At 63.4% G+C, this 26,222-nt stretch carries 32 protein-coding genes; 12 read left to right on the top strand and 20 right to left on the bottom strand.

Annotation, left to right across the window (positions count from 1 at the left end; all coding sequences use genetic code 11):
* Positions 1-70: 70 nt before the first annotated feature.
* The 9 genes from chvE to ytfQ all read right to left on the bottom strand — a co-directional run bounded on the left by chvE (position 71) and on the right by ytfQ (position 9,604).
* Positions 71-1,144, bottom strand: a complete 1,074-nt coding sequence (gene chvE / locus ACH79_RS23950; protein WP_161853211.1) for a multiple monosaccharide ABC transporter substrate-binding protein — start codon at positions 1,142-1,144, stop codon at positions 71-73.
* A gap of 115 nt (positions 1,145-1,259) precedes the next feature.
* On the bottom strand, positions 1,260-2,144 hold the full coding sequence (locus tag ACH79_RS23945) for an SMP-30/gluconolactonase/LRE family protein (protein ID WP_161856522.1): 885 nt from the start codon (positions 2,142-2,144) through the stop codon (positions 1,260-1,262).
* 14 nt (positions 2,145-2,158) lie between these two features.
* On the bottom strand, positions 2,159-3,298 hold the full coding sequence (locus ACH79_RS23940; RefSeq protein WP_161853210.1) for an aldose epimerase family protein: 1,140 nt from the start codon (positions 3,296-3,298) through the stop codon (positions 2,159-2,161).
* On the bottom strand, positions 3,295-4,227 hold the full coding sequence (locus ACH79_RS23935) for a Gfo/Idh/MocA family protein (RefSeq protein ID WP_161853209.1): 933 nt from the start codon (positions 4,225-4,227) through the stop codon (positions 3,295-3,297). The genes ACH79_RS23940 and ACH79_RS23935 overlap by 4 nt, the downstream gene beginning before the upstream one ends.
* Positions 4,224-5,000, bottom strand: a complete 777-nt coding sequence (locus ACH79_RS23930) for a FadR/GntR family transcriptional regulator (protein ID WP_161853208.1) — start codon at positions 4,998-5,000, stop codon at positions 4,224-4,226. Before ACH79_RS23930 ends, ACH79_RS23935 begins: the two co-directional genes overlap by 4 nt.
* On the bottom strand, positions 4,997-5,980 hold the full coding sequence (yjfF, locus tag ACH79_RS23925) for a galactofuranose ABC transporter, permease protein YjfF (protein WP_161853207.1): 984 nt from the start codon (positions 5,978-5,980) through the stop codon (positions 4,997-4,999). The genes ACH79_RS23930 and yjfF overlap by 4 nt, the downstream gene beginning before the upstream one ends.
* Positions 5,977-6,972: an ABC transporter permease gene (locus ACH79_RS23920; protein WP_161853206.1), complete on the bottom strand. Its 996-nt coding sequence runs from the start codon at positions 6,970-6,972 to the stop codon at positions 5,977-5,979. The genes yjfF and ACH79_RS23920 overlap by 4 nt, the downstream gene beginning before the upstream one ends.
* Complete coding sequence (locus ACH79_RS23915) at positions 6,972-8,504, bottom strand: sugar ABC transporter ATP-binding protein (protein ID WP_161853205.1); 1,533 nt, start codon at positions 8,502-8,504, stop codon at positions 6,972-6,974. Before ACH79_RS23915 ends, ACH79_RS23920 begins: the two co-directional genes overlap by 1 nt.
* A 134-nt stretch (positions 8,505-8,638) precedes the next feature.
* Positions 8,639-9,604: a galactofuranose ABC transporter, galactofuranose-binding protein YtfQ gene (gene ytfQ / locus ACH79_RS23910; protein WP_161853204.1), complete on the bottom strand. Its 966-nt coding sequence runs from the start codon at positions 9,602-9,604 to the stop codon at positions 8,639-8,641.
* A gap of 308 nt (positions 9,605-9,912) precedes the next feature.
* On the opposite strand from ytfQ, the gene garD reads away from it, so the two are divergent.
* On the top strand, positions 9,913-11,448 hold the full coding sequence (gene garD, locus ACH79_RS23900; RefSeq protein WP_161853202.1) for a galactarate dehydratase: 1,536 nt from the start codon (positions 9,913-9,915) through the stop codon (positions 11,446-11,448).
* 36 nt (positions 11,449-11,484) lie between these two features.
* Here the strand turns inward: garD and ACH79_RS23895 are convergent, their stop codons facing one another.
* Positions 11,485-11,940, bottom strand: a complete 456-nt coding sequence (locus tag ACH79_RS23895) for a host attachment family protein (protein ID WP_161853201.1) — start codon at positions 11,938-11,940, stop codon at positions 11,485-11,487.
* 129 nt (positions 11,941-12,069) lie between these two features.
* The gene (locus ACH79_RS23890; protein ID WP_246738087.1) at positions 12,070-13,212 is read right to left on the bottom strand and encodes a DUF1236 domain-containing protein; all 1,143 of its coding nucleotides are present in this window, start codon (positions 13,210-13,212) and stop codon (positions 12,070-12,072) included.
* 191 nt (positions 13,213-13,403) lie between these two features.
* Here ACH79_RS23890 and ACH79_RS23885 point away from each other — a divergent pair, with 191 nt between their 5' ends.
* The 3 genes from ACH79_RS23885 to ACH79_RS23875 all read left to right on the top strand — a co-directional run bounded on the left by ACH79_RS23885 (position 13,404) and on the right by ACH79_RS23875 (position 15,109).
* Positions 13,404-13,727, top strand: coding sequence for a hypothetical protein (locus tag ACH79_RS23885; protein ID WP_161853200.1), 324 nt, complete (start codon positions 13,404-13,406; stop codon positions 13,725-13,727).
* Positions 13,728-13,858: 131 nt separating this feature from the next.
* Positions 13,859-14,290, top strand: a complete 432-nt coding sequence (locus tag ACH79_RS23880; RefSeq protein WP_161853199.1) for a CBS domain-containing protein — start codon at positions 13,859-13,861, stop codon at positions 14,288-14,290.
* An 84-nt stretch (positions 14,291-14,374) separates the two neighbouring features.
* Positions 14,375-15,109 carry an SDR family NAD(P)-dependent oxidoreductase gene (locus tag ACH79_RS23875; RefSeq protein WP_371419263.1) on the top strand — a complete coding sequence of 245 codons (735 nt, stop codon included), beginning with the start codon at positions 14,375-14,377 and terminating at the stop codon, positions 15,107-15,109.
* 260 nt (positions 15,110-15,369) lie between these two features.
* Here the strand turns inward: ACH79_RS23875 and ACH79_RS23870 are convergent, their stop codons facing one another.
* From ACH79_RS23870 to ACH79_RS23860, 3 genes are all read right to left on the bottom strand, one after another.
* A complete protein-coding gene (locus ACH79_RS23870; protein WP_161853197.1) occupies positions 15,370-15,600 on the bottom strand; it encodes a DUF6496 domain-containing protein in 231 nt (76 codons plus the stop codon).
* Between the two features lie 87 nt (positions 15,601-15,687).
* Complete coding sequence (locus ACH79_RS23865; RefSeq protein WP_161853196.1) at positions 15,688-16,236, bottom strand: DUF4142 domain-containing protein; 549 nt, start codon at positions 16,234-16,236, stop codon at positions 15,688-15,690.
* A gap of 170 nt (positions 16,237-16,406) precedes the next feature.
* Positions 16,407-16,652, bottom strand: coding sequence for a hypothetical protein (locus ACH79_RS23860; RefSeq protein ID WP_161853195.1), 246 nt, complete (start codon positions 16,650-16,652; stop codon positions 16,407-16,409).
* 17 nt (positions 16,653-16,669) lie between these two features.
* Here ACH79_RS23860 and ACH79_RS23855 point away from each other — a divergent pair, with 17 nt between their 5' ends.
* The 3 genes from ACH79_RS23855 to ACH79_RS23845 all read left to right on the top strand — a co-directional run bounded on the left by ACH79_RS23855 (position 16,670) and on the right by ACH79_RS23845 (position 19,586).
* Positions 16,670-16,969, top strand: a complete 300-nt coding sequence (locus tag ACH79_RS23855) for a hypothetical protein (protein ID WP_246738086.1) — start codon at positions 16,670-16,672, stop codon at positions 16,967-16,969.
* A 268-nt stretch (positions 16,970-17,237) separates the two neighbouring features.
* The gene (locus tag ACH79_RS23850) at positions 17,238-17,960 is read left to right on the top strand and encodes a DUF72 domain-containing protein (protein ID WP_161853194.1); all 723 of its coding nucleotides are present in this window, start codon (positions 17,238-17,240) and stop codon (positions 17,958-17,960) included.
* Between the two features lie 126 nt (positions 17,961-18,086).
* Positions 18,087-19,586 (top strand): FAD-dependent oxidoreductase, encoded by a 1,500-nt coding sequence (locus ACH79_RS23845; RefSeq protein ID WP_371419262.1) that lies wholly within the window; start codon positions 18,087-18,089, stop codon positions 19,584-19,586.
* Between the two features lie 17 nt (positions 19,587-19,603).
* Here the strand turns inward: ACH79_RS23845 and ACH79_RS23840 are convergent, their stop codons facing one another.
* Positions 19,604-20,443: an NAD(P)/FAD-dependent oxidoreductase gene (locus tag ACH79_RS23840; protein WP_371419470.1), complete on the bottom strand. Its 840-nt coding sequence runs from the start codon at positions 20,441-20,443 to the stop codon at positions 19,604-19,606.
* Positions 20,444-20,649: 206 nt separating this feature from the next.
* Between ACH79_RS23840 and ACH79_RS23835 the strand changes: the two genes are divergently transcribed.
* A complete protein-coding gene (locus ACH79_RS23835; RefSeq protein WP_161853192.1) occupies positions 20,650-20,829 on the top strand; it encodes a CsbD family protein in 180 nt (59 codons plus the stop codon).
* A gap of 54 nt (positions 20,830-20,883) precedes the next feature.
* Positions 20,884-21,741, top strand: coding sequence for an SDR family oxidoreductase (locus ACH79_RS23830; protein ID WP_161853191.1), 858 nt, complete (start codon positions 20,884-20,886; stop codon positions 21,739-21,741).
* 41 nt (positions 21,742-21,782) lie between these two features.
* Here ACH79_RS23830 and ACH79_RS23825 read toward each other — a convergent pair whose 3' ends face one another.
* The 3 genes from ACH79_RS23825 to ACH79_RS43105 all read right to left on the bottom strand — a co-directional run bounded on the left by ACH79_RS23825 (position 21,783) and on the right by ACH79_RS43105 (position 23,003).
* Positions 21,783-22,373 (bottom strand): NUDIX domain-containing protein, encoded by a 591-nt coding sequence (locus ACH79_RS23825; RefSeq protein WP_161853190.1) that lies wholly within the window; start codon positions 22,371-22,373, stop codon positions 21,783-21,785.
* 141 nt (positions 22,374-22,514) lie between these two features.
* Positions 22,515-22,751, bottom strand: coding sequence for a hypothetical protein (locus ACH79_RS23820; protein WP_161853189.1), 237 nt, complete (start codon positions 22,749-22,751; stop codon positions 22,515-22,517).
* A gap of 81 nt (positions 22,752-22,832) precedes the next feature.
* A complete protein-coding gene (locus tag ACH79_RS43105) occupies positions 22,833-23,003 on the bottom strand; it encodes a hypothetical protein (protein ID WP_202639023.1) in 171 nt (56 codons plus the stop codon).
* 474 nt (positions 23,004-23,477) lie between these two features.
* Here ACH79_RS43105 and ACH79_RS23815 point away from each other — a divergent pair, with 474 nt between their 5' ends.
* Entirely contained in the window at positions 23,478-23,705 is a 228-nt protein-coding gene (locus ACH79_RS23815; RefSeq protein WP_161853188.1) for a hypothetical protein, read from the top strand.
* A gap of 117 nt (positions 23,706-23,822) precedes the next feature.
* Here the strand turns inward: ACH79_RS23815 and ACH79_RS23810 are convergent, their stop codons facing one another.
* Complete coding sequence (locus ACH79_RS23810; protein WP_161853187.1) at positions 23,823-23,972, bottom strand: hypothetical protein; 150 nt, start codon at positions 23,970-23,972, stop codon at positions 23,823-23,825.
* A 210-nt stretch (positions 23,973-24,182) separates the two neighbouring features.
* Here ACH79_RS23810 and ACH79_RS23805 point away from each other — a divergent pair, with 210 nt between their 5' ends.
* Both ACH79_RS23805 and ACH79_RS23800 read left to right on the top strand, forming a co-directional pair.
* A complete protein-coding gene (locus ACH79_RS23805; protein WP_161853186.1) occupies positions 24,183-24,410 on the top strand; it encodes a hypothetical protein in 228 nt (75 codons plus the stop codon).
* A gap of 225 nt (positions 24,411-24,635) precedes the next feature.
* The gene (locus ACH79_RS23800) at positions 24,636-24,863 is read left to right on the top strand and encodes a hypothetical protein (RefSeq protein ID WP_161853185.1); all 228 of its coding nucleotides are present in this window, start codon (positions 24,636-24,638) and stop codon (positions 24,861-24,863) included.
* 18 nt (positions 24,864-24,881) lie between these two features.
* Here ACH79_RS23800 and ACH79_RS23795 read toward each other — a convergent pair whose 3' ends face one another.
* The gene (locus ACH79_RS23795) at positions 24,882-26,216 is read right to left on the bottom strand and encodes a c-type cytochrome (RefSeq protein WP_246738085.1); all 1,335 of its coding nucleotides are present in this window, start codon (positions 26,214-26,216) and stop codon (positions 24,882-24,884) included.
* Between the last annotated feature and the right edge of the window lie 6 nt (positions 26,217-26,222).

The raw sequence follows: 26,222 nt of genomic DNA, 5'->3' as shown, positions 1-26,222 counted from the left end.
GCGCCATCGCATCCCTTGTCTCAACCGCTGCCATCGGCGGCGCCAGCCATCGCCGGCGCCGCCGTTCCGCTTAGTTAATCTGCGACTTCTTGTAGTAGCCGCTGTCGATCAGCACCTTCTCCCAGTTGCTCTTGTCGACGACGACCGGCTTCAGGAGATAGGAAGGGACCACCTTGACGCCGTTGTTGTAGGTCTTGGTGTCGTTGACGGTCACTTCCTTGCCGCTGAGCGCGGCGTCGACCATGTCGGCAGTAACCTTGGCGAGATCGCGGGTATCCTTGAAGATGGTCGAATATTGCTCGCCGCGCAGCATCGACTTGATCGACGGCACCTCGGCGTCCTGGCCGCTCACGATTGGCATCGCCATGTTGCCGCTGCCATAGCCGACGCCCTTCAGCGACGAGAGAATGCCGATGGAGAGGCCGTCATAGGGCGAGAGCACGGCATCGACCCGCTTGCGGCCGTAGAACGCGCTCAGCAGGTTGTCCATGCGGGCCTGGGCGGTGGCGCCGTCCCAGCGCAGCGTCGAGACCTTGTCCATGCCCTTCTGGCCGCTGCCGATCACCAGCTTGCCGCTGTCGATATAGGGCTGCAGCACCGACATCGACCCGTTGTAGAAGAAGTAGGCGTTGTTGTCGTCCGGCGAGCCGCCGAACAATTCGATGTTGAAGGGGCCCTTGCCTTCCTTCAAGCCCAGCGCCTGCTCAATCGATTGGGCCTGCAGTACCCCGACCTGGAAATTGTCGAAGGTGGCGTAGTAATCGACATTGGGCGTGTCGCGGATCAACCGGTCATAGGCGATCACGATGATCCCCTTGGCCTTGGCCTGTTTCAGCACGTCGGACAGCGTGGTGCCGTCGATTGCCGCGATCACCAGCACCTTGGCGCCCTTGGTCACCATGTTCTCGACCTGGGAGAGCTGGTTTGGAATATCGTCCTCGGCATATTGCAGGTCGGTGCCGTAGCCGCGCTCTTTAAGGATCTTGACGATGTTATTGCCGTCGTCGATCCAGCGCGCCGAAGATTTTGTCGGCATGGCAATGCCGACGGTTCCCTTGCTCTGGGCGAAAGCGCCGGTCACCGCCGTTGCGGCCATGGTTGCCGCCAGCGCAAGCGCCGACAATGTGGTCTTCAGACTAGTCATGCTTCACTCCCTTGATATCAGAGGATCTTTGGTTCCCTGGATTGTCGGACCGCTGAACTGCGGTTCTTGAAACTCGCTTGGTCTTTCGCGCTTGTGCCGCGCTTCGTCTCCTCCATCAACCGGTCGCAAGTTTGACGTCCGGTTCGGCGCGGCCGCGCACGGCGACATCGAGCACAAAGGTGCGACCATGGTCGGGATCGGCCCGCTTGGCGTCCTCAGCCATTCCCTGCCAGGCCGAGGTAACCAGCAGACGCGAGAGATCCTGGCCGACAAAAGCGGGGCAGCTCGATTGCCGCGCCGGAACGCGGATCGTGCGCAGATGCACGCCTTCCGGGCTGTAGACGTCAATGCAGCCGCCGCCCCAGCGCGCGTTCCAGATCAGGCCCTCGGCATCGACGACCGCGCCGTCGATGCCGCCGCCGTTCCGGCGCGTGACCAGCGCGGCGGGCTCGCCACGCGGCAGGCCGGTCGCCGGATCGAGCTCGACGCGGAACAACACGTTCTTTCCGGTGTCGGCGAAGTAGCCGATAGTCCCGTCCGGCGAGAAGCAGATCGCGTTCGGAATCCAGATGTGGTCGTAGAGCTGCGACAGCTCGCCGCGATGCAGCGCATAGATGGCGCCCAGCCCCCGCTCGGCGTTGCGGCCCATGGTGCCGATCCAGAAGGTGCCGGACGGATGCACCCTTGCATCGTTCGAGCGCGTGGCGGCGTTGTCGGCTTCGAGCGGACGGTACAGCGCCATCGCTCCATTCGCAGGCTCGCGGATATAGAGGCCGTCGTCGGCGACGAGGAGCTGGCGATGCGCATCGATCCGCCCAAGCGCGCTGCCCATCACGCCGAGCGAATGGATGGTGGTCTGCCCGGTGTCGAGCCGCGCCTCGAACAGCCGGCGCCCGAGGATATCGAACCACCAGGCCGTGTCGGTGGCGGCGTCGTAGGTCGGTCCCTCGCCAAGATGGCACCGCTCGCTGCAGAGAACGGCCGTCGGCAGCTCTTCCATCCTGTGACCACCAATCATCGCCCGCTCCTTCCGGGCAACTCTACCTCGGATTGTGTCCCGATTGCGCCGGGGATCGCGTGTGTAAAGCGGTACGACGTGGTGTGACGATAGACTTCGCCGGGCGTAAGTCGTGCTGTCGGGAAGTCGGGCCGATTGGGCGTATTGGGCCAGACGTGCGGCTCGAGGCAGATGGCGTCGGATTGGCGATACAGGCGACCGCCCTTTCCGCCGGTGGAGCCGTCGAGAAAGTTTCCGGAATAGACCTGCAGGCCGGGCTGGTTGGTGAACAGTTCAAGTACCCGTCCGGACGCAGGCGCCGCTAGCCGCGCCGCGAAGCGAGGTTCGCCGCCTGGCGGCGCGAGGCAAAAATTATGATCGTAGCCGCGGCCAACGCGGAGCTGCGGATGGTCGTCGCGAATCCGCGCGCCGATCTCATTCCCTGCACGGAAGTCGAATGGCGTGCCGGCCACCGCCATAGGTGGCTGCGGTAGCGGGATCGCGCCGGCATCAATGGCGAGGAAATGATCCGCCGCCACGGTGAGATGATGGTCAAGAATTTGCCGGGCCGAGCGTGCGCCGGACAGATTGAAAAAACTGTGGTTGGTGAGATTGACCACGGTGGGGCGATCGGTTCGCGCGGTCATGTCGAGGGAGAGTTCCATCGGTCCGCTGAGGCGCCAGGTTACCTCCACATCCAGCGTGCCGGGATAGCCCTCCTCGCGATCGGCGCTGGTATAGGCCAGCGTCACGGCCGGCTGATCTCCATCATCGATCCGGACAATGCGCCAGTTACGGCGATCGAAACCCTCCAGCCCGCCATGCAACGCATTGGCCCCGTTATTGGCCGCGAGCTGCACGTTGGCGCCGTCGAGCACAAAGCGCGCACCGGCGATGCGGTTGGCGTAGCGCCCGACCGTCGCACCGAAGAACTGCCGGCGGGCCAGATATCCTTCGAACGTGTCATGACCGAGCACGATGTCGTCGGGACGTCCGGCGATATCCGGCACCAGCAACGCCTGCAGGCTCGCTCCATAGGTGATGAGGCGTGCTTCCAGTCCGCCATCCCATTGCAGGACGATGCGCTCGACCTCGCTGCCGTCAGGCAGGACGCCGAAGCGGGAACGCAGCGCGCGAGAGACGGACGGACCGCTCATGTCGCGTCCTCGAATGGCTCGACCGTGCGGCGCCGGCCCAGCAGGAACGCGTCGGCGACGAGTTGCAACGGCGCGAGATCGACGTCGCTCTCGCCGGTTGCAGTCAGTTCGCGGAAGCGGCGGTAGAGCCCGGCATATTCGGCGTCCGCGGCATCGACGAGTTGCGCGCCCCCTGCCCTCAGCCTTGCCCCGCCCATGGACAGCGTGACCGGACCGCCATCGGTTTCGAGATCGATGTCCCAGCTCTGCGGGCCGGTCTGGAGGAAGTCGAATTCGGCCGCGATCTTCAGCCCCTCTGCATCGCAGAGCGCAAGGTTGGCCGCGATCGGCGCGTCGCGGTTGGCGGGAAACGCGAGGTCAGCCGAGGTTACGAACAACGGCTGCGGCAGAATTCGCGTCAGGATCGAGAGCGCGTTGATGCCGGGATCGAACACGCCGAGCCCGCCCGCCTCGAAGATCCACGCCTGTCCCGGATGCCAGACCCGCACGTCTTCCTTCCACGTGATCTTCACTGAAATGACCTTCCGGCCCGCCAGCAATTGCCGCGCCGGCTCGACGGCCGAGGCAAAGCGCGAGTGCCACGTGGCAAACAGCGTGCGCTGCGCAGCGGTGGCTGCAACCGTCAACGGCCTGATTTCGGCGACCGTGGCGCCCGGCGGCTTTTCCAGCATCACGTGCTTGCCTGCGGCAAGCGCCATCGCTGCCTGGGCGTGCCGAACCTGCGGCGGCGTGCATAGCGCCACGGCGTCGATCGGCGGACCGTCGCGCAGGAGCTCATCGAGCGTCGCCGCATGCGGCACGCCTGATAGCGACGCATTGCGGCTGGCGATGGCAACCAGCTCCACGCCGTCAGTCGCAGCAATCGCCGGCACGTGTTGGTCGCGCGCGATTTTGCCGAAACCCACGATGGCGACGCGAAGCGGGCTCATGATTGCGCTCCAGGCTCGGCTGCAGGGACCGCAGGCGCGGCCCCGGATGATGCCGGTGTCCCCTCGTGGCGCCGCAGCCCATTATAGATCACCTCGGCCATGGCCGCGGTCGCCGCCTCGGCATCGCCGCTCGCGATCGCATCGACAATCCGCTGATGCCACAGCAGCACCGTCTCTCGATCCTGTGTCTCCACCGGCGCGCTGAGCAGGAACGAGGCGCGCAACGCCGCCTCGATGACATTGCCGATCGAGCGCATGAACAGATTGCCGGACGCGTTGGCGACGGCCAGATGCAGGGCAAGATCACCATCGGCAAAACCAACGGAGTCGGACGCCTCGCGCCGCATCCGCTCCATGCTCCGATTGAGTTCGGCGATGTCGGCTTCCGACCGGCGGGCCGCTGCGAGCGCGGCGGCGCGCGGCTCGACCGCCAGGCGAATCTCGGCGAGATCGTTGAGAAAGCGCCGGTCGATGCCGGCATCGAGATGCCAGGCCAGCACATCGGCGTCGAACATGTTCCAGGCGCCACGCTCGCGCACCACGGTGCCGACCCGCGCCTTGGTGGTGAGCAGGCCCTTGGCCACCAGCGTTTTAACACTCTCACGCAAGACCGGCCGCGACACGCCGAACATCGCCGTGAGTTCGGCATCGCCAGGCAGGCGGACGCCCTCGGCGTAACGGCCGGCGATGATGTCGATGCCGATGCTGCGGGCAACCTCGGCGTGGTTGGAGTGCGCACGCCGCGTCGGGATGACGACAAGCCGGGAGGTCATGATTTCAGGACTCCTGCCTTGCGGGAGCCGGCGCGGCGGGCGATGCCGAGCATGGCCTGCTGCAAGGCGATGAAAGCGAAAAGCAGGATACCGGTCACGATCTTGGTCCACCAGCTCGACAGGGTTCCATCGAAATTGATGTAGGTCTGGATCAGGCCCTGAATCAGCACGCCGAGCAATGTGCCGACCACCGAGCCCTGGCCACCGGTCAGCAGGGTGCCTCCGATCACCACGGCCGCGATCGAATCGAGTTCGACGCCGACGGCCGACAGGGAATAGCCCGCCGCCGTGTAGAAGGAGAACACGATGCCGGCGAGCCCGGCAAGCACGCTCGACAGCATATAGATGCGCACCGTCATCGATCCGACCGGAATGCCCATCAGCGCCGTGGTCGCCCGGCTGCCGCCAAGCGCGTAGACGTTGGCCCCGAAGCGGGTGAAGTGCAGCAGCACCGCTCCGGCCGCGACCACCGCAAGCATGATGAGGGCGATGGCGGTGAGCCGGCCTCCCCCGGGCAGTCGCAGCGCGAAATCCGACACCGTCGAATAGAGCGGCGCTGATATCGGCGTCGATTCCGTCGACATCAGGAAGCTGGCGCCACGGGCGAGGAACATGCCGGCCAGCGTGACGATGAAAGGCGGCATGTCGAAGAAATGGATGATGGCACCCATGGCCGCGCCAAAGGCGGCGCACAGCAGCAGAATTGCGGCGAAAGCGACCAGCGGCGGCACGCCGAGGCGCTCGATCGCCAGCGCGACGAACACGGTGGTGAAGCCGATCACCGAACCGACCGACAGGTCGATGCCGCCGGAAATAATCACAAACGTCATGCCGGTGGCGACGATGCCGAGGAAGGCATTGTCGGTCAGCAGATTGGCCGCCACCCGGGTAGACGCGAAATTGGGGAATTGCACCGTACAGAGCGCAAATCCGACGACGAAGACAATGGCCGTGATCGCAACCGGCGGCAGCCCTCTCATTGGCGCGTCCTCCCCAGCACGGCCCCGGCATTGGCGAAGCGCGGCGATTGCAGCAGCAGGACGACAAGCACGACGGCCGCCTTCACGAGGAGATTGAACTCCGGCGGATAGCCCGACAGCAGAATGCCGGTGTTCATCGCCTGGATGATCAGCGCACCGACCATTGCCAGTATCAGGCTGAAGCGTCCGCCGAACAGCGAGGTGCCGCCGATCACGACCGCCAGAATGGCGTCGAGTTCGAGCCAGAGCCCGGCATTGTTGGCGTCGGCGCCCATGATGTCGGCGGCGGCGATCACGCCGGCGAGCGCCGCGCACAGGCCGCACCAGACATAGACCGCGAGGATCATCGCGCGCGTGCCAATGCCGGCCAGTTCGCTCGCCCTTGCGTTGCCGCCGGTCGCCTCGATCAACAGACCGAGCGCCGAGCCACGGACCACCGCGCCGGTGATGATCAGCATGCCCAGCACGACCGCGACCGGCGTCGGCACACCGAGCACGGCGCCATTGCCGAGCCAGACAAGATCGGGCGCGGTGAAGGTGACGATCCGCCCCTCGGTAATGAGCTGCGCGACGCCGCGTCCCGCCACCATCAGGATCAGGGTCGCGACGATCGGCTGGATGCCGAGCACCGCAACAAGGAAGCCATTCCACAGCCCGCACAACAACCCGGCGCCGAGCGCGGCGGCGAGCGCGAGCGGCAGGCCGTACGCGTCGGCGAGACTGGCGGCAATGGCGCCTGATATAGCCATCACCGCACCCACCGACAGGTCGATGCCCCGCGTCGCGATAACCAGCACCATCCCGAGCGCCAGCAGCGCGACGGGTGCGCCGCGGTTGAGGACGTCGATCAGGCTGCCGAACAGCCGTCCGTCCTGCATCCGCAAATCGAAGAATTGCGGCGAGACGGCCCGGTCAATTGCAAGGATCACCAGCAAGGCGACGATCTGGGCAAGGCCTCGGCTTTGCAGCAGTCTTTGCAACAGTCCTGGCATCATGCTTGCCCGGCTTCCGCACCGGCGGCAATCGCCGCCAGTATATTGGAGACGTCGATGGCTTCCCCTTCCAGCTCATCAACATGGGCGCGATCGCGCAGCACGATTACCCGATCGGAATAGGTCACGATCTCATCGAGCTCGGAGGAAATCACCAGGAGCGCGAGGCCGTCGTCGCAGAGTTCGCGGATCAGGCGAATGATCTCGGCGTGAGCGCCGACATCGATGCCGCGGGTCGGCTCGTCCAGCACCAGAACGCGCGGCGCGGTGGCGAGCCAGCGGGCGAGCAGCACCTTCTGCTGGTTGCCGCCGGACAACAACCCGATCGGCCGCTCCGGCTCCGGCGGGCGAATGTCGAGCATCCGGATGAAACGCATGGCGATCTCGTCCTGCTCGGCGCGAGACAGCGGTTTTGCGAGGCCGCGCTTGGCCTGCAGCGCCAGCACGATGTTTTCGCGCACGGTGAGATCGGCAATGATGCCGTCGGTCTTGCGCTCTTCCGGGCAATAGCCGAAGCCATGGGCGACGGCATCACGCGGCGATTGCAGCCGGACCGGCTTGCCTTCGACCGTCGCGCTGCCGCTGTCGGCGCGCTCGGCGCCAAACACCAGCCGTGCAGTCTCGGTGCGGCCCGACCCCAGCAGGCCGGCCAGCCCAACCACCTCGCCGCGACGAAGCTCAAGATTGAATGGTGTGACATAGCCGGCCTTGCCGTAGTCCTCGAAACGCGCGCAGGTCTCCCCTACCTGCCGCGCCTGCGCTGCCGCGCGCTCACTCGTCGTCTCGGCAAGCTCGCGACCGAGCATCATGCGGATCAATTCGATCCGCGGCAATTCGCCGGTGGTCCGCTCGCCGATCAGCCGGCCGTTGCGCAGCACCGTGATACGGTCGCAGATCTCGTAGACCTGATCGAGGAAATGCGTGACGAAGATGACGCCGATCCCGCGCGTAGCGAGCTTGCGCATCACGGCGAAGAGGATTTCCACCTCGTGGCGATCGAGGCTCGCTGTCGGCTCGTCGAGGATCAGCACGCGTGCCGACTGGTCGACGGCACGCGCAATTGCCGCGATGTGCTGCACCGCGACCGAATAGTTTCCCAGCGGCTCGGCGACATCGATATGCAGATCGAATTCCGCGAGCAGCGCGGTGGCGCGGCGGCGCATCTCGGCCTCGCGCACCAGGCCGAACCGCGTCGGCTGCCTGCCGAGATAGAGGTTTTGCGCCACCGACAGGTTTTGGAGCAGATTGACCTCCTGATAGACGGTCGCAATCCCCGCATCGACCGCGGCCTTGGCCGAGCGTGGCGCCACCTCGGCGCCGCCGAGCCTGACAATACCGGCGTCACGTGGGAAGACGCCCGTCACGGCCTTGATCAAAGTGGACTTGCCTGCGCCGTTCTCGCCGAGCAGCGCGTGGATTTCGCCGGCCCGCAAGGTGAAATCCACCGCCTGCAGGGCGCGCAGCGTGCCAAAACTCTTGCTCATGCCCCGCACTTCCAGCAGAGCCGGGCCAGGGCTGGAAGCTGCATTCATGCCGGCATCGCTCCCACCGACGTTCGCATCGGGCGAACGCCTGGCATGTTCGCCTTGTGAGGCGGATTCGTCGAGAAGGGTGGTGCCGCCGGGTCCGGGGCTGACTTGAAACCCGGCGGCACAAGGCCGGACGGTCAGTAGCCCAGGCCTTTCTTGCTGTCGTAGATCTTCTGCGGATCGTCGGCGGCCGTATAGAGCTTCGATTCCGTCTGGATCCACTTCGGCGGGACCGTTCCCTTCGCCTTGTAGGCCATGATGGCGTCGAGCGCCGGACCCGCCATGTTCGGCGTCAGCTCGACGGTCGCATTGGCCTCTCCGGCCGCGATCGCCTTGAAGATGTCAGGCACCGCGTCGATCGACACCGTCAGGATGTCCTTGCCCGGCTTGAGGCCGGCCTCCTTCATCGCCTGGATCGCGCCAACCATCATGTCGTCGTTGTGGGCATAGACCGCGCAGATATTCTTGCCGCCGCCTTCGGCCTTGATGAAGCTTTCCATCACCTCCTTGCCCTTGGCGCGGGTGAAGTCGCCGGTCTGGCTGCGCACCACCTTGAGGTTGGCGTTCTTGGCGACCACGCTGTCAAAACCCTTCTTGCGGTTGGTCGCGACGCTGGCGCCCACCGTGCCCTGCAGCTCGACGACGTTGCACGCCTTGCCGGCCACCGCCTTCGCCAGCCATTCGCCAGCGACCGCGCCTTCGTGCACGCTGTCCGAGGTGACGGCGGTGAGATAAAGCTCCTTGCCCGACGGATCGATGTCACGGTCGAGCAGCACGACCGGAATCTTGGCTTCCTTGGCCTCCTTCAACACCGCATCCCAGCCGCTCGACACGACAGGCGCGAGGAAGATGGCGTCGACGCCCTGGGCGATGAAGGAGCGGATCGCTTTGATCTGGTTCTCCTGCTTCTGCTGGGCGTCCGCGATCTTGAGCGTGACCTTGCGCTTGGTGGCCTCCGATTTGGAGACCGAGGTTTCCGCCGCCCGCCAGCCGGATTCGGAGCCGATCTGGGAAAAGCCGACGGTGAGTTCGGCGGCAGTCGCGGGCAGTGCGAGGGTGAGAGCGACCAGCGCAGTGGCCGCAAGAAGGGCTTTGGAGGTCATGAGGCGCATTCTCCCAAATGTTGTTCAGGGTGCCTGCATCCCCAAATTCGGTATCAGGGCACCTTTTTTGCTGTCCGTTGGCGGCAGCGCGGGCAATATTTCACGGAAGATGGACGCTGACTAGTCATATTATTTGACTATTTGGTTCCGACCGCCACTCCCTCGTGAGCCTCGCTCTGCTCCCTCTATGCGACGACTTCCCGGCCCGGCGGCCGCTTGATCGCACCGGCGGTTTGACTCTTGATTGCCCGACGCATGCGGCGCAGTTACGCGTTGGTCTGACGCCGCCAGTAGCTTGAGGATTCGATATGCAGCCCGCCGCCGCGAAACCGCTCTACATCCGCATGCATGCGGACGATAACGTCGCGATTGTCGCGAACCGCGGCGGTCTGCATCCGGGTGCCGAATTTGCCTGCGGCTTGCGGCTGATCGAACAGATTCCGCAGGGCCACAAGGTTGCCCTCGCCGACATCGGCAAGGACGAAGCCATTCGCCGCTACGGCGAGGTCATCGGCCATGCCGCAGCGCCGATCGCCAGAGGTAGCTGGGTCAAGGAATCGCTGGTGCAGATGCCCGATGCGCCCTCCTTCGACAATCTGCCGCAGCCGAATGGCGGCGCGATCCGGCTGCCGCCGCTGGAAGGCTACACGTTCGAAGGCTATCGCAATGCCGACGGTTCGGTCGGCACCCGCAACATCCTCGCGATCTCGACCAGCGTGCAATGCGTCGCCGGCACGGTCGAGTTTGCGCTGGAGCGGATTCGCAAGGAACTGCTGCCGAAATATCCCAACGTCGACGACGTCGTGGCTGTCACGCATGCCTATGGCTGCGGGGTCGCGATCAACGCGCCGGGCGCCGCGGTGCCGATCCGCACGCTGCAGAACCTGGCCCGCAATCCCAATTTCGGCGGCGAGGTGATGATCGTCGGCCTCGGTTGCGAGAAGCTGCAACCCGAACTGCTGCTGCCCGAGGGCATGATCGCCGATGACGAAATCATGCGGATGCAGGATGAAGGCCTCACCGGCTTCGGCGAAATCGTCGAGGACATCGTGCAGATGGCCGACGCGCGCCTCAAGATATTGGACCAGCGCCGCCGCGAGACCTGCCCGGCCTCGGCGCTGGTGGTCGGCATGCAATGCGGCGGCAGCGATGCGTTCTCGGGGGTAACAGCCAATCCGGCACTCGGCTTCGCCGCCGATCTTCTGGTTCGTGCCGGCGCCACCGTGATGTTCTCCGAAGTTACGGAGGTACGCGACGCCATCCATCTGCTGACGCCACGTGCGGCGAACCAGGAGGTGGCGGATGCACTGGTGCGCGAGATGGCCTGGTATGACCGCTATCTCGCCGGCGGCGAGGCCGACCGCAGCGCCAACACCACGCCGGGCAACAAGAAAGGCGGCCTCTCCAACATCGTCGAGAAGGCGATGGGCTCCGTCATCAAGTCCGGCACCGGCCCGATCGCGGGCGTGCTGGCGCCGGGCGAGCGTGTCCGGGAAAAAGGGCTGATTTTTGCGGCTACCCCGGCCAGCGATTTTGTCTGCGGCACGCTGCAGCTTGCCTCGGGCATGACGCTGCACGTCTTCACCACCGGCCGCGGCACGCCCTATGGACTTGCCGCCGTCCCCGTCATCAAGGTGTCGACGCGCAGCGAGCTCAAGCAACGCTGGCACGATCTGATCGACGTCGACGCCGGCAGCATCGCCACCGGCGATGCCACGATCGAGGACGTCGGCTGGGAGATCTTCCGCCTCATGCTCGACGTCGCGAGCGGCCGCGAGACCTGGGCCGAGCACTGGAAGCTGACCAACGCGCTGGCGCTGTTCAATCCCGGTCCGGTGACCTGACGCGATGCAGGGGCGAGCCGTCATGGCTGACGGCGGCTAAGCCGCCATCAGCCTTTCGATCTCGGGTATCGGATGAGAAGTCAGTTCCTTCGGAACTTCGGCGACGATGCGCTCCGCCACTTCGGCATGAAAAGCCTGCCGGAGATTGCCCAGCACTTTCGCGGGCGCAACGACGACCAGTCTGTCGAAGTGGTTGCCGTGAGCCAGGCGATAGAGCGCTTCGGCAATGGTGCCGGCGAACCGCTCCTCTGCGAGGTAATGCCAGTCGGCCTGCTCCATTGCGCTTCGGGCCGTGCCGACGCTCTGGATGGAACGGCCGGGACGATCCGTCCCCTGCTCGCGCGTTGCCGGATTTTCCTGCTCGAGAACCTGCTCGACTTCGAGATTGAGTCGCTGCGGAGTGCCTTTGTTGCGGAGGAAAAGCGCCTTTCGTCCATCGCCGATGAGCATCAGAGTGTTGTGAGAAATGTGGGGTTTTTGTCCAGCGGTCATTGTTATCCTTGCTCCATGCGGGTCTAACGCATGAAGTGCCGGGTTGGTTGCCTACCGGACACAAGGAAGAGAAGCGGCCATCCAGCCGCTGCCGCTTCCCTCCTCGACATATTTAGACGTATTTACATGTCAGTCGTCGTCGATTTCCTCGATGATCCGGCGTTCGCCGGGCTCGATGATGTAGGTCCGATCGTCCCGCTCGATATAGCGATACTCCCGCAGCCGCGGAGATTCCCGATATACCTCATCAGGGAATGACCGGATCACGACCGAGTCCGGCAGGCGATCGCCAACGCGAATGCGCGTGGAAGTCGCGCTGCCCGTGGTGCGCTGCTCGACCCTGTTCGAACGCTGCTCCGTCCTCGACGAGCGCGCATGCTTGCGAACGACGTCCCGTTCGCTGTCCGAGAAAGTCGACTTGCGCGGTGCCGGCGCAGCCGCGGTCGATCGGCCGCCGCGCGGCAGCACGTCGACGATCTTGTAGGTCGAGGGTTCGATGATCACGATGTCCTCGCGAACCACGATGAAGTTGTAGCCGCGATATTGCGGCATCACCTCGACCACGTCAGCCGGCAGCGGCCGGAAATGCACATTGCGGGGCACGACCGTGCCCACCGACAATGAGAAGTTGACGTTGGTTACCGGCCTGGCGTTCAGCCGGCTGATGGATGTGCTGACGCGGGTGCGCTGACTCTCCGTCAGATTGGCCGAGACGTTGACGTTCGTCCGCGACTGCGCGGCGTTGGTCTGCGTGTTCGAAGGCTGAGCCGCTGTATTGGTCGAACCCTGGGCAGACCCGGTGCTCGGTGCATTGTTGGTCGCATTCGTCGGACCGGTCGATGGCTGCGTGCTTGTCGACTGGTTATTGGCCGGTGGGGCCGTATTGGTCTGCGCCTGCGAAGGTTGCGAGGACGAGCTCGGCTGTTGAGCCGATTGCGCCTGTGACGGTTGCTGCGAAGGTTGCTGAGCCTGCTGCTGCTGCGCCGGCGGGTTGGCTGTATTGCCATCGGATCTCGCCTGCGGTGTCGCGGCTGGCTGATTTGACTGGGCCTGCGGACGTGGCGAATCGGCCGTCGCATTGGTCGGCGGTGGCTGCGCGTTCGAACTACCGCCTTCGGTATTTTGTCGGGTCGAAGGTGATGGCGACGCCTTGGGCGACTGGCTTTGCGCGGATGGAGCATTGGTTCTTTGTTGATCGCTCGGCGATTGCGCGAATGCGCTTGTGCCCAGCATCAGTCCGGCGACGGCGCCGGCCAAAAGACTATGTTTCATGTTCCGCTCCTTGTTCCGTTCTTGGAAGATTTGTGTCACCGCCGGACTAACCCGGCGCGGCTCAGCGCCGTTCCGCCGGCTCGCGGGCCCCAACCTTCCGGAACCTCCCGATCGTTCCACTCACTGCCGGAACCAAAGCGGGGGCGATGCTTTGAGCCCCCGTAGGGCAGCATTCGAATGAGGAGGAACTTATGAGGAAGATTGCAATCGGCCTGCTGGCCGGCGCGGGCGCACTCCTGGCCGGCAGCGCAAATGCGACTGACGTCTACACCGAGAACGAATACACCAACTCCGATCTGATACAGCAGGTCCGCATGGTCTGTGACGAAGATGGACGATGCTATCGCACCCGCGGCGGCAGTCGCGTGATCGTGCGCGATTCCTATGCTTATGCGCCGCGCGAGCGCTATATCGAACATCGACGCTATCGCGACTGGGACGAACCGCGAGGCGGCGTCGGCATTCGAGCACCCGGCGTCAGCGTGGGCGTCGGCATCGACAGCAACCGCTGGTAAGACAATTGAGGGGAGGCTTCGGGTGCGGTCCGAAGTCTCTCCAGCACTGCCTGAATATTTCATGTGTTTCACGGGAACGGCGACCTGCGGTGCCTGTTAGCGGGTGAAGCAACCGGCAAACGGAGAGGCATATGAAAGTTTCCGATGTGATGACATCCGAGGTCCAACTCTGCACCCCCGATGACACCCTGAAGGACGCCGCGCAGGCGATGGCGGCGCTCGGTGTCGGGTTGCTGCCCGTCACCGACAACGACCGTCTGGTCGGCATGATCTCCGACCGCGATATCGCAATCCGCGGTATCGGCATGGGCCGAGGCCCCGAGGGACGAGTCGGCGACGTGATGACGGCCGACGTCAAATATTGCTACGACGATCAGGACCTCGAAGAGGTGAGCGCCAACATGGGCGACATTCAGGTCCGCCGCCTGCCGGTGCTCAACCGCAACAAGCGGCTTGTCGGCATCATTGCGCTGGGCGACATCGCGCTGGTCCAGCGCGGCAACGGCACGGGCGCGGCGCTGTGCGCAATTTCACGCCCCGGCGGACAGCATGCCCAGGTCTGAGCTACGCAAGCCTGAGCTACGCAAGCCGTCGGAAAGCTCTGTGACTGACCGGCCATGAAGCGCTTTGAAGGGAAAGTTGTCATCGTGACCGGCGCGGCCTCCGGCATTGGCGAGGCTACCGCGCGGCGCTTCTCGTCCGAAGGCGCGCGTGTCGCTTTGGTGGATCGCAACGAAATGCCGCTGGCCACCGTCGCGAAAGACCTGCCGGCGCAACTCACCTTGGCCCATCTCGCCGACGTCTCGGATAGCGAATCCGTTGATGCCATGGTGAAGACCGTGCTGAAGCGCTTCGGGCAGCTGGATGTTCTCGTCAACAATGCCGGCGTCTACGAGGGCGGCGACCCGGTCGAAATCAGCAACGAGCAGTGGCGCAAGGTGATGGCCACCGATCTCGACGGCGTCTTCTTCGGCTGCCGCGCGGCCCTGCCCCATCTCGAGAAGACCAAGGGCTCGATCGTCAACACAGCTTCCGTATCGGGAACCGGAGGAGATTGGGCGGCGAGCCCCTATAACGCCGCCAAGGGCGCCGTTGTGAACCTGACGCGGTCGCTGGCGCTGGATCTCGGCAGAAAGGGCATTCGCGTGAATTCCGTCTGCCCCAGCCTGACCCGGACCGGCATGACGGCCGACACGATGGAGGACGAGGCACTGCTGGGGAAGTTCCGGGAACGAATCCCGCTGGGTCGGGTTTGCGAACCCCGTGAAGTCGCCGCCGTCATTGCGTTTCTTGCCAGCGACGACGCAAGTTTCGTGACGGGTGCCAACGTCGCCGTGGATGGCGGCGTTTCTGCTTCCAATGGCCAGCCGCCACTGGCGTAGCCGTTTTTCACACTGTCACAGGAACCCTGGCCAGCTGCTCACCGTTCTAATTCCCATCATACGGATGGGGGAACGCCGACGGAGCGGCGAGGACCGATGGCACCGACACCCAAATCAACATTCCCTCGAAACCGCAAAACCTCACCGCGAAATCTCGAGCGCTATCGAATTCGAGCGCTCGATGATTTCGGAGACGAACTGCTGGACGACTGGATGGTGGCCTATCCGGCCGCCGATCTGGCGCGGTCGGATTGACCCGTTTAAGACTTCTTCGCGCGCTTCTTCGAACGTTTCTTTGAACCTTTCTTGGGTACCTTGGCGCCCTTCTTTCGTGCTTCCGACAGGCCGATCGCGATCGCTTGTTTCCTGCTCTTCACCTTCTTGCCGGACCGACCGCTCTTCAGCGTGCCGGACTTACGCTTCTTCATGGCGCGGCCGACCTTCTTCGCCGCCCCCTTTGAATATCTGCGCTTCGTTGCTTTCTTCGCCATCTTGTTCATCCTCACCGTTCAGATAATTCACACGGACTCGGCTCTGCCGGCATTCCGCGCGCCCATTGCGCCCATTCCTTGCGCCTCCTAGTGCTTGCCGACCGTCTTTCCCGCCGCCATCTCCTGCGCCATTTGGAGATGGTGGCGCAGCGTCGGAAGCATCTTGTCCGCCCACTCCTTCAGTTTCGGATGGTCGCCGCCTTTGGCGTAACGCTCGAACAGCGACACGGCGTCCTTGTGACCACTGACCTGTTGGATCTGGTACCGGGAGCTGAAGTCGCCGCCTTTGAGCGATTTCAGCTTGTCGATCTTGCTCTGGTGGGTGCTGTCGAGCTGGGTCGGGAGCGTCACCTTCAGGTCCCCGCCGGAGACCATGGACTTCAAGTCACTGGTCGTCTTCTCGTGATCCTTGATCATGGCAGCGGCAAAGGTTTTCTCGGCAGCATTGCCCCGCTCCTGCGCGAGCTGGCTGGACTGGATCTCGAACATGTCGCTGATGGCGGCCTGCTTCACGAAATCTTCCGTCGCCGGCGTGATGCCAAGCGTTGAATTAACTCCGGTCTTCTCTCCGATCGACTGGGCCATGGCAGGCGTTGCCAGGAGAACGAGGGCAAGGCATGAGGCAAGGTATTTCATTTTCATATTCCTTCGTCGCCAGGTTCGGCCCGGCATCTGTCTTATCAATCAGCTATCCTCCCCTATCGTTCCCTTTGCACGTCGCCGCTGCGAGTCCGGCGTAACGTCCGGTCAGGCCTCGCACTGCGCGCAATGCCCCGTTTCGAGCCATTATTTCCCGCAACCGTGTGTCAGGGATCGGACAGACGAGAACTCGCTTGCAGGCTATTTTTGATGCGAGCAATGCCCACTTGCCGGCTGATCGGACTGTGAGTGTAGCGCGACCAAAGCCAGTATTCCGCATCGGGGAAACTGCACCGTTCACCGGTCAGGCCGCCGGCATGAACCTGACTGTCATTCGGATTGCGATGCAGATCGCGATGCCCTGCGCGCTCATCGCCGTCGGCGCCGCCGGTCTCTTCCTTGTGGTCAGACATGTGACGTGGGTCGGATGATGTTACTGCCCGCGATTTTCACCCTGGACATCGATGGAAGACCCACGCTTGCTTTCGAAGCCAAGAACTTGCGCGAGTCCCAGCAACTCTGTCACGAGCACTGGCTGCGTCAGGACATCGCTGTCTTGATGTCGAACGGCGAACCTCTATGGGATGGCAAGGCGCGGCTCCGGGCACGGCGTTCGACCGAGAACGAAATTGCCGCCTACCGGCAAGCGGCGCGAGATTCCAAGCAGACGGAAGGAGACCTGCTGCTGGCCTACCTCGTCGAGCTCGACGATCTCCAAGAGACCCCTTGAAGAGATCCCCTGACCACGGACAAAGCGGCCTCCGGAAAAGCTGAACGAGACCTCGACTACGCAGGCCGCGCTTGCCGTCCCTCCCTCATCTGGCAGATGCAGGAACAACTCATCTTCGCCGATCATTTCATCCTCGATTGATCGGGAGGATATTGATGAAAGCGCCGGCGTGGTACGCCAAGGGCGAGATTCGCTGCGCATACCGTTCACGATGCGAAGGAAGACGGCACCAAGGTCGTCCTGAAGCCGTGATGCCAAGAGAGACACCATGCCACGCGTCCTGATCGGCACCTCAGGCTGGCACTACGATTCCTGGCGCGGACCGTTCTTTCCCAGGGGATTGCCGCTCAAGGAGCAATTGCCGTATTACGCCGGCCAATTCCCGACGACAGAACTGAACGGGGTGTTTTACCGGACGCCGACGCCGGAAGCGGTAAAGGGCTGGCGCGCGCAGACCGGAAGCGATTTCGTGTTCGCCTGGAAGGCATCGAAATTCATCACGCATTGGAAGCGGCTCTCGGAGAATTCGGTCAACAGCCTCGAACTGCTGGAAAGCCGTGTGTCCCTGCTCGGGAAGAAGGCGGGGCCGATCCTGTTTCAGCTACCTCCGAACTTCCACGCGAACGCCGACCGCCTGGCGTCCTTCTTCAAACTGCTTTCGAACAAGCGGCGCTACACCTTCGAATTCAGGCATCCGAGCTGGTACGAGCCCAAGGTCATCCGGCTGCTGCGCGAGCAAAACATCTCGCTTTGTATCTCCGACCATCATGACGCCCCGGCGCCGTGGAAGCGTACGGCCGATTTCGTCTATGTCCGCGGGCACGGGCCCGGAGGCCGCTACAAGGATCACTATGGCGAGGCCGCCCTCGCCGATTGGGCCCGCCGCATCAGGTCCTGGAAGAAACAGGGCTGCGACGTGTTCGTCTACTTCGACAATGACCAGAAGAGCGCCGCACCGGCCGATGCCCGGCGCCTGATCGAGCTAATGTGACAGTGCCGATCGCGATGCAGCCGAGGAACCAAGACCTCGGACTGCCGTTGGCCTTTCGACCAGGTTCTTCAGTTATCGGGCTTTCGGATGAGCCATTTCGCGGACCGGCGTAGCAGGTCGTTATGGATGGAAGTCGAGGTCGCGCCCAACGCAGCCCCCTTGCAAGGCGATAAGGAATGCGACGTCGTCATCATTGGCGCGGGCATTGCAGGAATCTCCACCGCCTACGAAATCGCCACCGAAGGCGCGCGTGTCTTGGTGATCGATCGCGGCAAGATTGCCGGCGGCATCACGGCGCGAACCACGGCCCACCTCGCCCCGCTGTGTGACGACCTGACATCGGCGATGATCGGCCTCCGCGGCGAAGAAATCTCGCGCCTGTTCTACGAAAGCCAGGCGGCTGCGATCGATCGCATCGAAGAAATTCAGAACAAAGAGGCCATCGACTGTGATTTTCGCCGCCTCGACGGCTATCTCTTCCAGGCCCTCAATACCGACTCGAAAATCATCGAGGATGAGCTGGATGCCGTCCGCAAGGTGGGCGCGCCTGTCCATCGGCTGGTCGGCGTTCCCTTCTCCCACTGCGAGCAGCAGCACGTGTTGCGCTATCCGCGCCAGGGCACGTTTCATCCCCTCAGATATCTCAAGGGGCTTGCCGCGGCTGTCGAAGCAAAGGCCGGGACATTCCACGCCGACACGGTCGTCGAGTCCATCGAGGAGCGGGACGATGGCAAGGTCGTCGTCTCAACCGCAGGCGGCAAGGTCGTTGCCCGCGCGGCGGTCGTAGCGACGAACTCGCCGATTGTGGATCGATTTGCCCTGCACACCAAGATGGCGCCCTACCGCTCCTATGCGATGGCGTTTTCGATCGGGAAGGGCGCGATCCCGGACGCGCTGTATTGGGACACGCTGGACCCCTATCACTATGTCCGGCTGCAGCCTGGCGAAGGACAGACCGACCATCTCATCGTCGGCGGCGGCGATCACAAGAGCGGTGAAGCCGACGATGCCGAGGTGCGCTTTCAGGCGCTCGAGGCCTGGACACGCAACCTCATCCCCGCGGTCCAGGAGGTCACCCACCGGTGGTCGGGACAGATCCTCGACACCATCGATTATGCCGGCTTCATCGGCAAAAATCCCGGCAGCGAGAATATCTATGTGCACACCGGCGATTCCGGCCAGGGCATCACCCACGGCGTGGTGGGCGCCATGATCAATTCGGCATTGATCCAGGGCCGCGGCAGCAACTGGGCCGAAGTCTACGCCCCCTCGCGCAAGACCCCTGCCGCCATCGTCAACTTTGTGAAAGAGAACATAACGGCAGTGAAGAATTTTGCCGAATATCTCGCGCCGGGCGAGCTGAGCGCAGTGAGCGATCTGAAAGCCGGACACGGCGCCATTATCCGGCACGGCCTCAGCAAGATCGCCGCCTATCGCGATTCCGCCGGCAAACTCTATGCCCGCTCCGCAGCCTGCACCCATATCGGCTGCCACCTGCACTGGAATTCGTTCGAGACGTGTTGGGACTGCCCCTGCCACGGGTCTCACTTCGCATTCGATGGCACGCCGCTCAATGCCCCCGCGGTCAGCCCGCTGGCCGCGCACGAGATCGAGGATAAGCCGTAAGATTCCATCGCCCGTCGTCAGCGAAAATTGCGCGGCAAACCATTATGGATATCGGTGGCGGCGACGGCAGCGTGGCCCGTTGCCACCGCGATCTGGTGCAGGTCTGAAACCGCGTCTCCTACGGCGTACAATCCCGGCACGTTCGTCCGTTGATGTGCATCGACCTCGAGACATCCGACATCGTTGTGCCGGGCACCGAGGTTCTTTCCCAGCTCCGAACGCACCTCGCAGCCCAGCACCGGATAGATCACGTCGAAGCTTTCGAGCGTCCCGTCGCTCAGAGACGCGATCATTTGCTTGCCCCGTCTGCGAAATGCCAGGGCGCGGGCCTTGGGAATGCGAATACCTGCTTCCGACAATTCGCTGCCAGGCAGTTCATCGCAAGACTTGCCATCCAACGTCAACAGCGTGACGTGCCTGGAATAGGTGCGCAGAAATAGCGCTTTCGCGGCCGCGTCATTGGCGCTGCCCAATACCCCGATCCGAAGGTCGGATGCTTCGAACCCGTCGCATATCGGGCAATACCGGACCAACCCGCTGCCGACGGCCTCTCGCAGATCGGAATTGGCGAGGTCGCGGTCAACCAATCCGCTTGCCAGCACGGCCCGTGCGGCTTCGATGGCTCCTTGCGAGCAGGTCGCCTCGAAGCCGCACCCGGCGCGCCGCAAATCCGTGACCCGGTCGGCGATGATCTCGACACCGTAATTCTTGGCCTGCGAAGTCAATGCCTCGAGCAGCCTTGGACCGGAAATTCCATCGGCGAACCCTGGATAGTTATGCGTTTCGGGGATCAGCGCCGCCCGGCTTTGCCTGCTATCGATGACGACGGCCTTGCGTCGGTACCGCGCCAGATATATCGCGCAGGTCAGCCCCGCCGGCCCGCCACCGATGATCAGCGCATTGGCTCAAATCCCGACATCACCTTCTCTCCTCGGAGAGCCAATCGCGAGGTGTGTCGCAACGTTCCTCTCGTTTGCGCGGCCGCGTGGTCCCGGTGCCGCAGGAACGAAGGCCGCGGCCGGACATTGACCCGGACCAGCCCGCGACATCACAGGTCACGACCATGGGCACGATCAAACGAGCAACCCGCCGGGTTGCGGGGAAGACCAAGGAAGTCATCGCCGAAGTCGTTGGCGACGGCAAGCTGCAAGAGGAAGGCCAGGCGGAACAGCGCAAGAGCGAAGAAGAGGACAAGGAACCCGGCACGCTCAATCCGCTGGGAAATCTCCACCGTCTCACTTGAGCCGCAGCACTGAACGCCCGCGTTGGCAGCGCCGTCTTTTCAGGGAGAGATACAATGCTGCACTACCCGCGCCCACCATTTCCCAGCCAGCACCAGCCGATGCCGGGCACGACCGGCGCCATGAACCCGCTGCCGGATCATGGCGAAACATCCTACAAGGGCAGCGGCCGGCTCAAGGGCAAGAAGGCCATCATCACGGGCGGCGATAGCGGCATCGGCCGCGCGGTCGCCATCGCCTTCGCCCGCGAGGGAGCTGATGTCCTGATCTCCTATCTCGAAGAGCACGACGATGCGCGGGAGACAGAACAACTGGTGACCGAAGCCGGCAGAAAAGCCGTTCTTGTTTCGGGCGACATCCAGCACCCCGATCATTGCAGGGCCGTCATCGCCAAGGCAGTGTCTGAACTCGGCGGCATCGACATCCTCGTCAACAACGCCGCACACCAAGCCAGCTTCAAATCCATTGAAGACATCAGCGATGAGGAATGGGAATTGACTTTCAAGGTCAACATCCACGCAATGTTCTATCTGACCAAGGCAGCCGTCGCTCACATGAAGGCCGGAAGCTGCATCATCAACACCGCCTCGATCAATTCGGATGTGCCCAACCCGACGTTGCTGGCCTATGCGACCACCAAGGGCGCGATCCACAATTTCACGGCGGGGCTGGCGCAGATGCTGGCCGAGAAGGGCATTCGCGCCAATGCGGTCGCCCCGGGGCCGATCTGGACCCCGCTGATTCCTTCGACCCTGCCTGAGGACTCCGTGAAGAATTTCGGCAAGCAGGTCCCGATGAAACGCCCGGGCCAGCCCGTCGAGTTGGCCACCGCCTATGTCATGCTGGCCGATCCGCTTTCCAGCTACGTCTCCGGCGCGACGATTGCAGTCACCGGCGGAAAGCCGTTCCTGTAGCGTAGGGCCGCAGACGGGAATCACCGCGACGCCGCTCCAGGCTAGTCGCGAGCGGCGGTCTGCACGCGATTGCTCAGATATTGAACGAGAATGACCGTTTTGGCGTCGACGATTTCGCCGGCTGCGATCATCGCGGCAGCTTCATCCAACGTGGCCTCGACCACCTCGATGTCCTCTCCCTCCTCCTTGAGCCCGCCACCGTCCGACACTCTGTTCTGCGGCGAATAGGTACAGGTGAAGAAGACGATCTTCTCCATGATCGCGGCTGGACTGACGTAGAGCTCGAACAATCGTTGCACGTTCATGATCTTGTAACCGAGCTCTTCTTGCATCTCCTTCACAATACGTCGTTCGGCGCTTTCGCCATCGAGCTTGCCGGCGCATGCTTCCACAGTTCGCTCGACGCCATCCTGCAGAAATATCGGCAGCCGCAATTGCCGGGTCAGCAGCACGGTCTTGCGGGCGGGATCATAGGGAAGAATGACGGCCGAGTTGCCGTTGTCGTAGATTTCGCGCTGACGCCGCTGTTGCTCGCCGTCGCGCCTGCGCTGCTCGTAAGTCACGCAGGTCAGCTTGCCCTTGCCCTGGGCAAGGGTCTCGACGTCGCGGATGTGTACCGTCTCACCGTCCATTGTCTTGGGGCGTCCAAGCGCACGAATGCCGCTGCCTTGAAAGCAACGGCATTCGTAGGGATCTAACGGCCACCGGGCTGCGGACCAGCATTGTCAACCTGCCCTCAGATAAAGGGTTCCCAGATGAACACGGAACTGTCATCAGGCCGACGCGAGCACCGGAGGCATGGACTGCTTCCGTAAGAACTGCTGATAGGCCGTGATGGCCCTGTTGGCGAGCATCAGTCGCCGCCGCTCGCCACGGCGCACCATCAACTCGATCGCGTCGCTGAGGAAGCGGCCGGCCACCATCGCATCGCCCAACTCTCCCGTACGTTCGAGATAGTCCCAGGCGATTGCAATCGAACTCTCGATCAGTAGGGGCAGTGGTTCCGTCATCTTGCGTTCAATCCGTTTGTTGGAAAACGTCCGGCGCCCCGCTCCGTTCCTGATACGGCTTGCCCGGCTGACGGCGGGCCGTTACGGCCCTCCAGCAACGGCGCCTGCAATCACCGTTACAAGATCGTCGAGATCGATCTTGCCCTTGACGACGAGACCGTCGGAGCTCTCGATGCTGAGCGATTTCGGATCATTTGCCGCTTGCCTTTTCAGCTCTGCGACAATCGACTCCTTCAGTTTCTCTTCGAGCATTCGCAATCCTCCATCCACCGGGAGCAGCGCCCGCCAGTGACGCCGGTCGGGTTTGAAGATCCGAAGGTGGAAGCGGCAAGCTCACGATTTGGTTCCTGGGGAATAACCCCTCCACCTCTGGTTCCAACGTACGGAACCGAACAGACAGGCGAAGGCCCCGCTCCTACGCTTTTCGGATGGACAAAAGGAAGGACGACGTCCGGCCCCAACACGAGTTGCAAACCGAGGCGCTGGCGGCCTTGGAGCAGGCGCGCGCGATGCCCCATGGTCCTGCCCGAAGCGAGGCGCTGAAGCGCGCAGGTCTTCTCCAGAAGGCCGCTGACATGCAAGGACTTCTGTTCGCGAAACGCGGGCGTCCACCCAAAACCTGATCCGGCCTTCGCCAAGACACGCCCGCGACGCGGCAAGCCTGCGCGCCTATCGGAACGGTGAACGGGCTTCCACGTTGCCCTTGCGAACAGCAAGGAGGCTTCGATGGGATTGGCCGAATACATGATCGTTTCCAAGCCGGACGGCTGGACTGTTCTCCACGACGGGAGTGCGCCGCACAGCTACGATACCAAGGAAGCAGCGTTCGAAGCGGCCGTTGCGGCTGCCTCACTCGCGCTCCGGCAGGGTCACGAGGTTCATGTCAGCGTCCCCGGTCGCGACGCCGGCAACAAGACCGCACTCGGCGCCAAGGACTCCCAAAGCGTGCCGTGATCAGGATCAGTTAGCCCGGATAAACGCAGCAATATCCGGGATAGTCTCGGCCACTATGTCCCGGATGTCGCTCCGCTCATCCGGCTACGAAGCCGTCACTCCTTGTCTCCCCGCGCGTCAGCCCTGATTCTGCCGATACCGCTCTCGCACGATTTCCTCGCCCGCGTCCGTTGCCGCCCTGTTGCGATAACGATAGCTCAACGTTCCATAGATCAGCGCGGTAAGAAGCACGAACGCTCCGATGAAATACACGGCCTCAAGTCCCATCACATTCTCCTAAATTCCCGTCGATTACCCGATTATGCCTTTTCGCTCGTCTGCCGCTCCATCTCGCGGTTGCCTGGAATCAATCGAGCGCGGGAGCGACGGTTCCATTTGACGCTCAATTTAGCGCAGCTTCTCGCGGATACCGTAGAACACCGTTCGCCAGATCGCGTTTGCGAGCATGCAGATCGGTAAGCGCTCAGGGAGGATTTCATGGGCGACTTCAGAGACATTCAGCACGGCGTCAACGATCCGGTTGACGGCGTCGACGTGAAGCGACGATTCAACGACAACCAGACTCCGCACGAACGGGCCCAGTCCGCGGCGGACGTCCGTGCCAACGCTGTGCCCGACCCAGACGAGGAGTTTTTGCCGGAAGCATTGCGGCGGCGGCCGACGGGTCCGCTCAATCCGCGCACCGGCCGTCGCCCTGCGCCGTAGACAAATTCGATTCACGCGCGCAATTCGCCGGGGACAGCGCTGCCGCGACAATCACCGGCTCGGCAACCAGAGGCGGCGATTCAATGTCTCATTCGGCGCGAGGGAACCGATTCAATTGTCAAAAACAAGATCGTGATAGGTGACGCAGACCACATTCAGGCGTGACCGTTGGCCGTAATGCGGGGGGTGTAAGCCACACTGCATTTCGAACCAACGGAGTTTTCCATGAAGCGTCTGTTGATTTCCGGATTCGTGGCAGTCGCCCTGCTCGCTGTCGTAACCACGATGCGCTCGTACTCAATTTCCCATGAACGTTCTACCGTAACCACCGGCGTGGCGTTGTCGAAGAAATCTCCGGCCTCCGCGGGCGTAACCAAGCTTCCGATCGAGGAATACGAGGATATGTCGCTGGTCTTCTCGGCGCCCGTGAAACATTTGACGCACCCGGAGTAATCGTCGCGCCGCTTCGCGCTATCGCTTTGTCGCCCGTTCGAGGAATTGCACCAGCGCGGCGCGATCCTGCTCCGAACCGATACGCTGCTCCGGCATCTTGGTGCCGGGCGTGTAGGCCTGCGGCCCGACCTCGAACAGTTTGGAAACCGTCTCCGGCGTCCAGACGATATCGAGTTGCTTGAGCGCCTCGGAAAAATTATAGCCCGGCGCGGTCGCGATACGCCGGCCGAAAATTCCGGCAAGCGTAGGACCTGCGCGGTTGGCCTGATCGGCGCCAAGCGTATGGCAAGCGACACAGGCGCGAAAAATCTCCGCGCCGCGATCGCCAGCATAGGCGGCGAGCGGATCGCCCGCCGTCTCCATGAGAATCGGATCGACCGGCTCGCCCGTCGCCGCGTTCCAGCGCCGGATGATGTTATCGGCGCCGCCGGTGAGCAGCGTGCGGCTATCCGGCGAGAAGGCCACCGACCAGACCGGCAGCCCCGGACCGACCAGGGTCCGCGCCAGCGTGCGCGTCTTGCGATCGATCACCGCGACCGTGCCACCGATGCTAGCTGCGGCCACACGCGCGCCGTCGGGGGAAATCGCAATCGAGATCACCGGCCTTGGCCCTGCGGCAACCTCGCCGGCGCGCGCGCCGCTTGCAGTCAGGAAGTAGATTTTGCCGTCGGCGCCGCCGACCGCGATTTCACCGTCGGCGCCGGCGGCCACGGCGTTGAGTGGAGTGGGCATTGCCACGACAGTCGGCGGCTGCGCGCCCGATAGCGGCCAGATGCGAACGCTGAGGTCGTAGCTGACGCTGACCAGAGCGCGGCCATCGGGCGTAAACGCCACGCCGTTGACGTTCTGCGTATGCTCATCGAGCACGCGCGGCGCGCCGCCCGCGAGCGGCCAGAGCCGCACCGTGCGATCCCACGAGGCCGATGCCAGCGTTGCGCCATCGGGAGATGTTGCTAGCGCGACGATTGGCGCCGTGTGCCCCTCGAACACTGCGTCGGGTTCGGTCTTGCCAAACGTCCAGATCGCAATGCGGCCATCGGCACCGGCGGTCGCCGCGCGTTTGTCCCCGAGCAGCGCGACCGCATTGACGGCGTCGGCATGGAAACGAAGCACCTGCTCGGCCGCATTGCGCGTCAGCGACCAGCGGATCGCGGTCGAATCGAAGCTGCCGGAGATCGCGCTTTGCCCGTCGGCCGAGATCGCCAGCGCCCGCACTGGCCCACCATGTCCGCGCATCTGCGCCAAGGCGGCCGTTGTACAGACCGGCAGCGCGATCCACCCGGCTAAAAGCACCGAAAGCGCCGGCCGGCCAATGTTGCGATGGGAAGCTTTCGCCGAATCCCTGGCTGCCATTCCCGC

Origin of the sequence: Bradyrhizobium sp. CCBAU 051011 (genome assembly GCF_009930815.1) — a bacterium.
GTDB lineage: Bacteria > Pseudomonadota > Alphaproteobacteria > Rhizobiales > Xanthobacteraceae > Bradyrhizobium.
The sequence above is the reverse complement of the archived record's forward strand: the minus strand, read 5'-3'. Positions and strand labels throughout refer to the sequence as shown.

Coding starts and splice junctions, on each gene's coding strand:
- garD (WP_161853202.1), top strand. CDS start 9,913: ATGCAGCCCGCCGCCGCGAAACCGCTCTACATCCGCATGCATGCGGAC.
- ACH79_RS23810 (WP_161853187.1), bottom strand. CDS start 23,972: ATGGGACTTGAGGCCGTGTATTTCATCGGAGCGTTCGTGCTTCTTACC.
- yjfF (WP_161853207.1), bottom strand. CDS start 5,980: ATGAGAGGGCTGCCGCCGGTTGCGATCACGGCCATTGTCTTCGTCGTC.
- ACH79_RS23915 (WP_161853205.1), bottom strand. CDS start 8,504: ATGAATGCAGCTTCCAGCCCTGGCCCGGCTCTGCTGGAAGTGCGGGGC.
- ytfQ (WP_161853204.1), bottom strand. CDS start 9,604: ATGACCTCCAAAGCCCTTCTTGCGGCCACTGCGCTGGTCGCTCTCACC.
- ACH79_RS23805 (WP_161853186.1), top strand. CDS start 24,183: ATGGGCGACTTCAGAGACATTCAGCACGGCGTCAACGATCCGGTTGAC.
- ACH79_RS23935 (WP_161853209.1), bottom strand. CDS start 4,227: ATGAGCCCGCTTCGCGTCGCCATCGTGGGTTTCGGCAAAATCGCGCGC.
- ACH79_RS23835 (WP_161853192.1), top strand. CDS start 20,650: ATGGGCACGATCAAACGAGCAACCCGCCGGGTTGCGGGGAAGACCAAG.
- ACH79_RS23800 (WP_161853185.1), top strand. CDS start 24,636: ATGAAGCGTCTGTTGATTTCCGGATTCGTGGCAGTCGCCCTGCTCGCT.
- ACH79_RS23830 (WP_161853191.1), top strand. CDS start 20,884: ATGCTGCACTACCCGCGCCCACCATTTCCCAGCCAGCACCAGCCGATG.
- ACH79_RS23940 (WP_161853210.1), bottom strand. CDS start 3,298: ATGAGCGGTCCGTCCGTCTCTCGCGCGCTGCGTTCCCGCTTCGGCGTC.
- ACH79_RS23865 (WP_161853196.1), bottom strand. CDS start 16,236: ATGAAATACCTTGCCTCATGCCTTGCCCTCGTTCTCCTGGCAACGCCT.
- ACH79_RS23815 (WP_161853188.1), top strand. CDS start 23,478: ATGGGATTGGCCGAATACATGATCGTTTCCAAGCCGGACGGCTGGACT.
- ACH79_RS23880 (WP_161853199.1), top strand. CDS start 13,859: ATGAAAGTTTCCGATGTGATGACATCCGAGGTCCAACTCTGCACCCCC.
- ACH79_RS23820 (WP_161853189.1), bottom strand. CDS start 22,751: ATGACGGAACCACTGCCCCTACTGATCGAGAGTTCGATTGCAATCGCC.
- ACH79_RS23845 (WP_371419262.1), top strand. CDS start 18,087: ATGGAAGTCGAGGTCGCGCCCAACGCAGCCCCCTTGCAAGGCGATAAG.
- ACH79_RS23930 (WP_161853208.1), bottom strand. CDS start 5,000: ATGACCTCCCGGCTTGTCGTCATCCCGACGCGGCGTGCGCACTCCAAC.
- ACH79_RS23795 (WP_246738085.1), bottom strand. CDS start 26,216: ATGGCAGCCAGGGATTCGGCGAAAGCTTCCCATCGCAACATTGGCCGG.
- ACH79_RS23825 (WP_161853190.1), bottom strand. CDS start 22,373: ATGGACGGTGAGACGGTACACATCCGCGACGTCGAGACCCTTGCCCAG.
- ACH79_RS23860 (WP_161853195.1), bottom strand. CDS start 16,652: ATGTCTGACCACAAGGAAGAGACCGGCGGCGCCGACGGCGATGAGCGC.
- ACH79_RS23890 (WP_246738087.1), bottom strand. CDS start 13,212: ATGAAACATAGTCTTTTGGCCGGCGCCGTCGCCGGACTGATGCTGGGC.
- ACH79_RS23895 (WP_161853201.1), bottom strand. CDS start 11,940: ATGACCGCTGGACAAAAACCCCACATTTCTCACAACACTCTGATGCTC.
- ACH79_RS43105 (WP_202639023.1), bottom strand. CDS start 23,003: ATGCTCGAAGAGAAACTGAAGGAGTCGATTGTCGCAGAGCTGAAAAGG.
- chvE (WP_161853211.1), bottom strand. CDS start 1,144: ATGACTAGTCTGAAGACCACATTGTCGGCGCTTGCGCTGGCGGCAACC.
- ACH79_RS23945 (WP_161856522.1), bottom strand. CDS start 2,144: ATGGAAGAGCTGCCGACGGCCGTTCTCTGCAGCGAGCGGTGCCATCTT.
- ACH79_RS23920 (WP_161853206.1), bottom strand. CDS start 6,972: ATGCCAGGACTGTTGCAAAGACTGCTGCAAAGCCGAGGCCTTGCCCAG.
- ACH79_RS23870 (WP_161853197.1), bottom strand. CDS start 15,600: ATGGCGAAGAAAGCAACGAAGCGCAGATATTCAAAGGGGGCGGCGAAG.
- ACH79_RS23850 (WP_161853194.1), top strand. CDS start 17,238: ATGCCACGCGTCCTGATCGGCACCTCAGGCTGGCACTACGATTCCTGG.
- ACH79_RS23855 (WP_246738086.1), top strand. CDS start 16,670: ATGTTACTGCCCGCGATTTTCACCCTGGACATCGATGGAAGACCCACG.
- ACH79_RS23885 (WP_161853200.1), top strand. CDS start 13,404: ATGAGGAAGATTGCAATCGGCCTGCTGGCCGGCGCGGGCGCACTCCTG.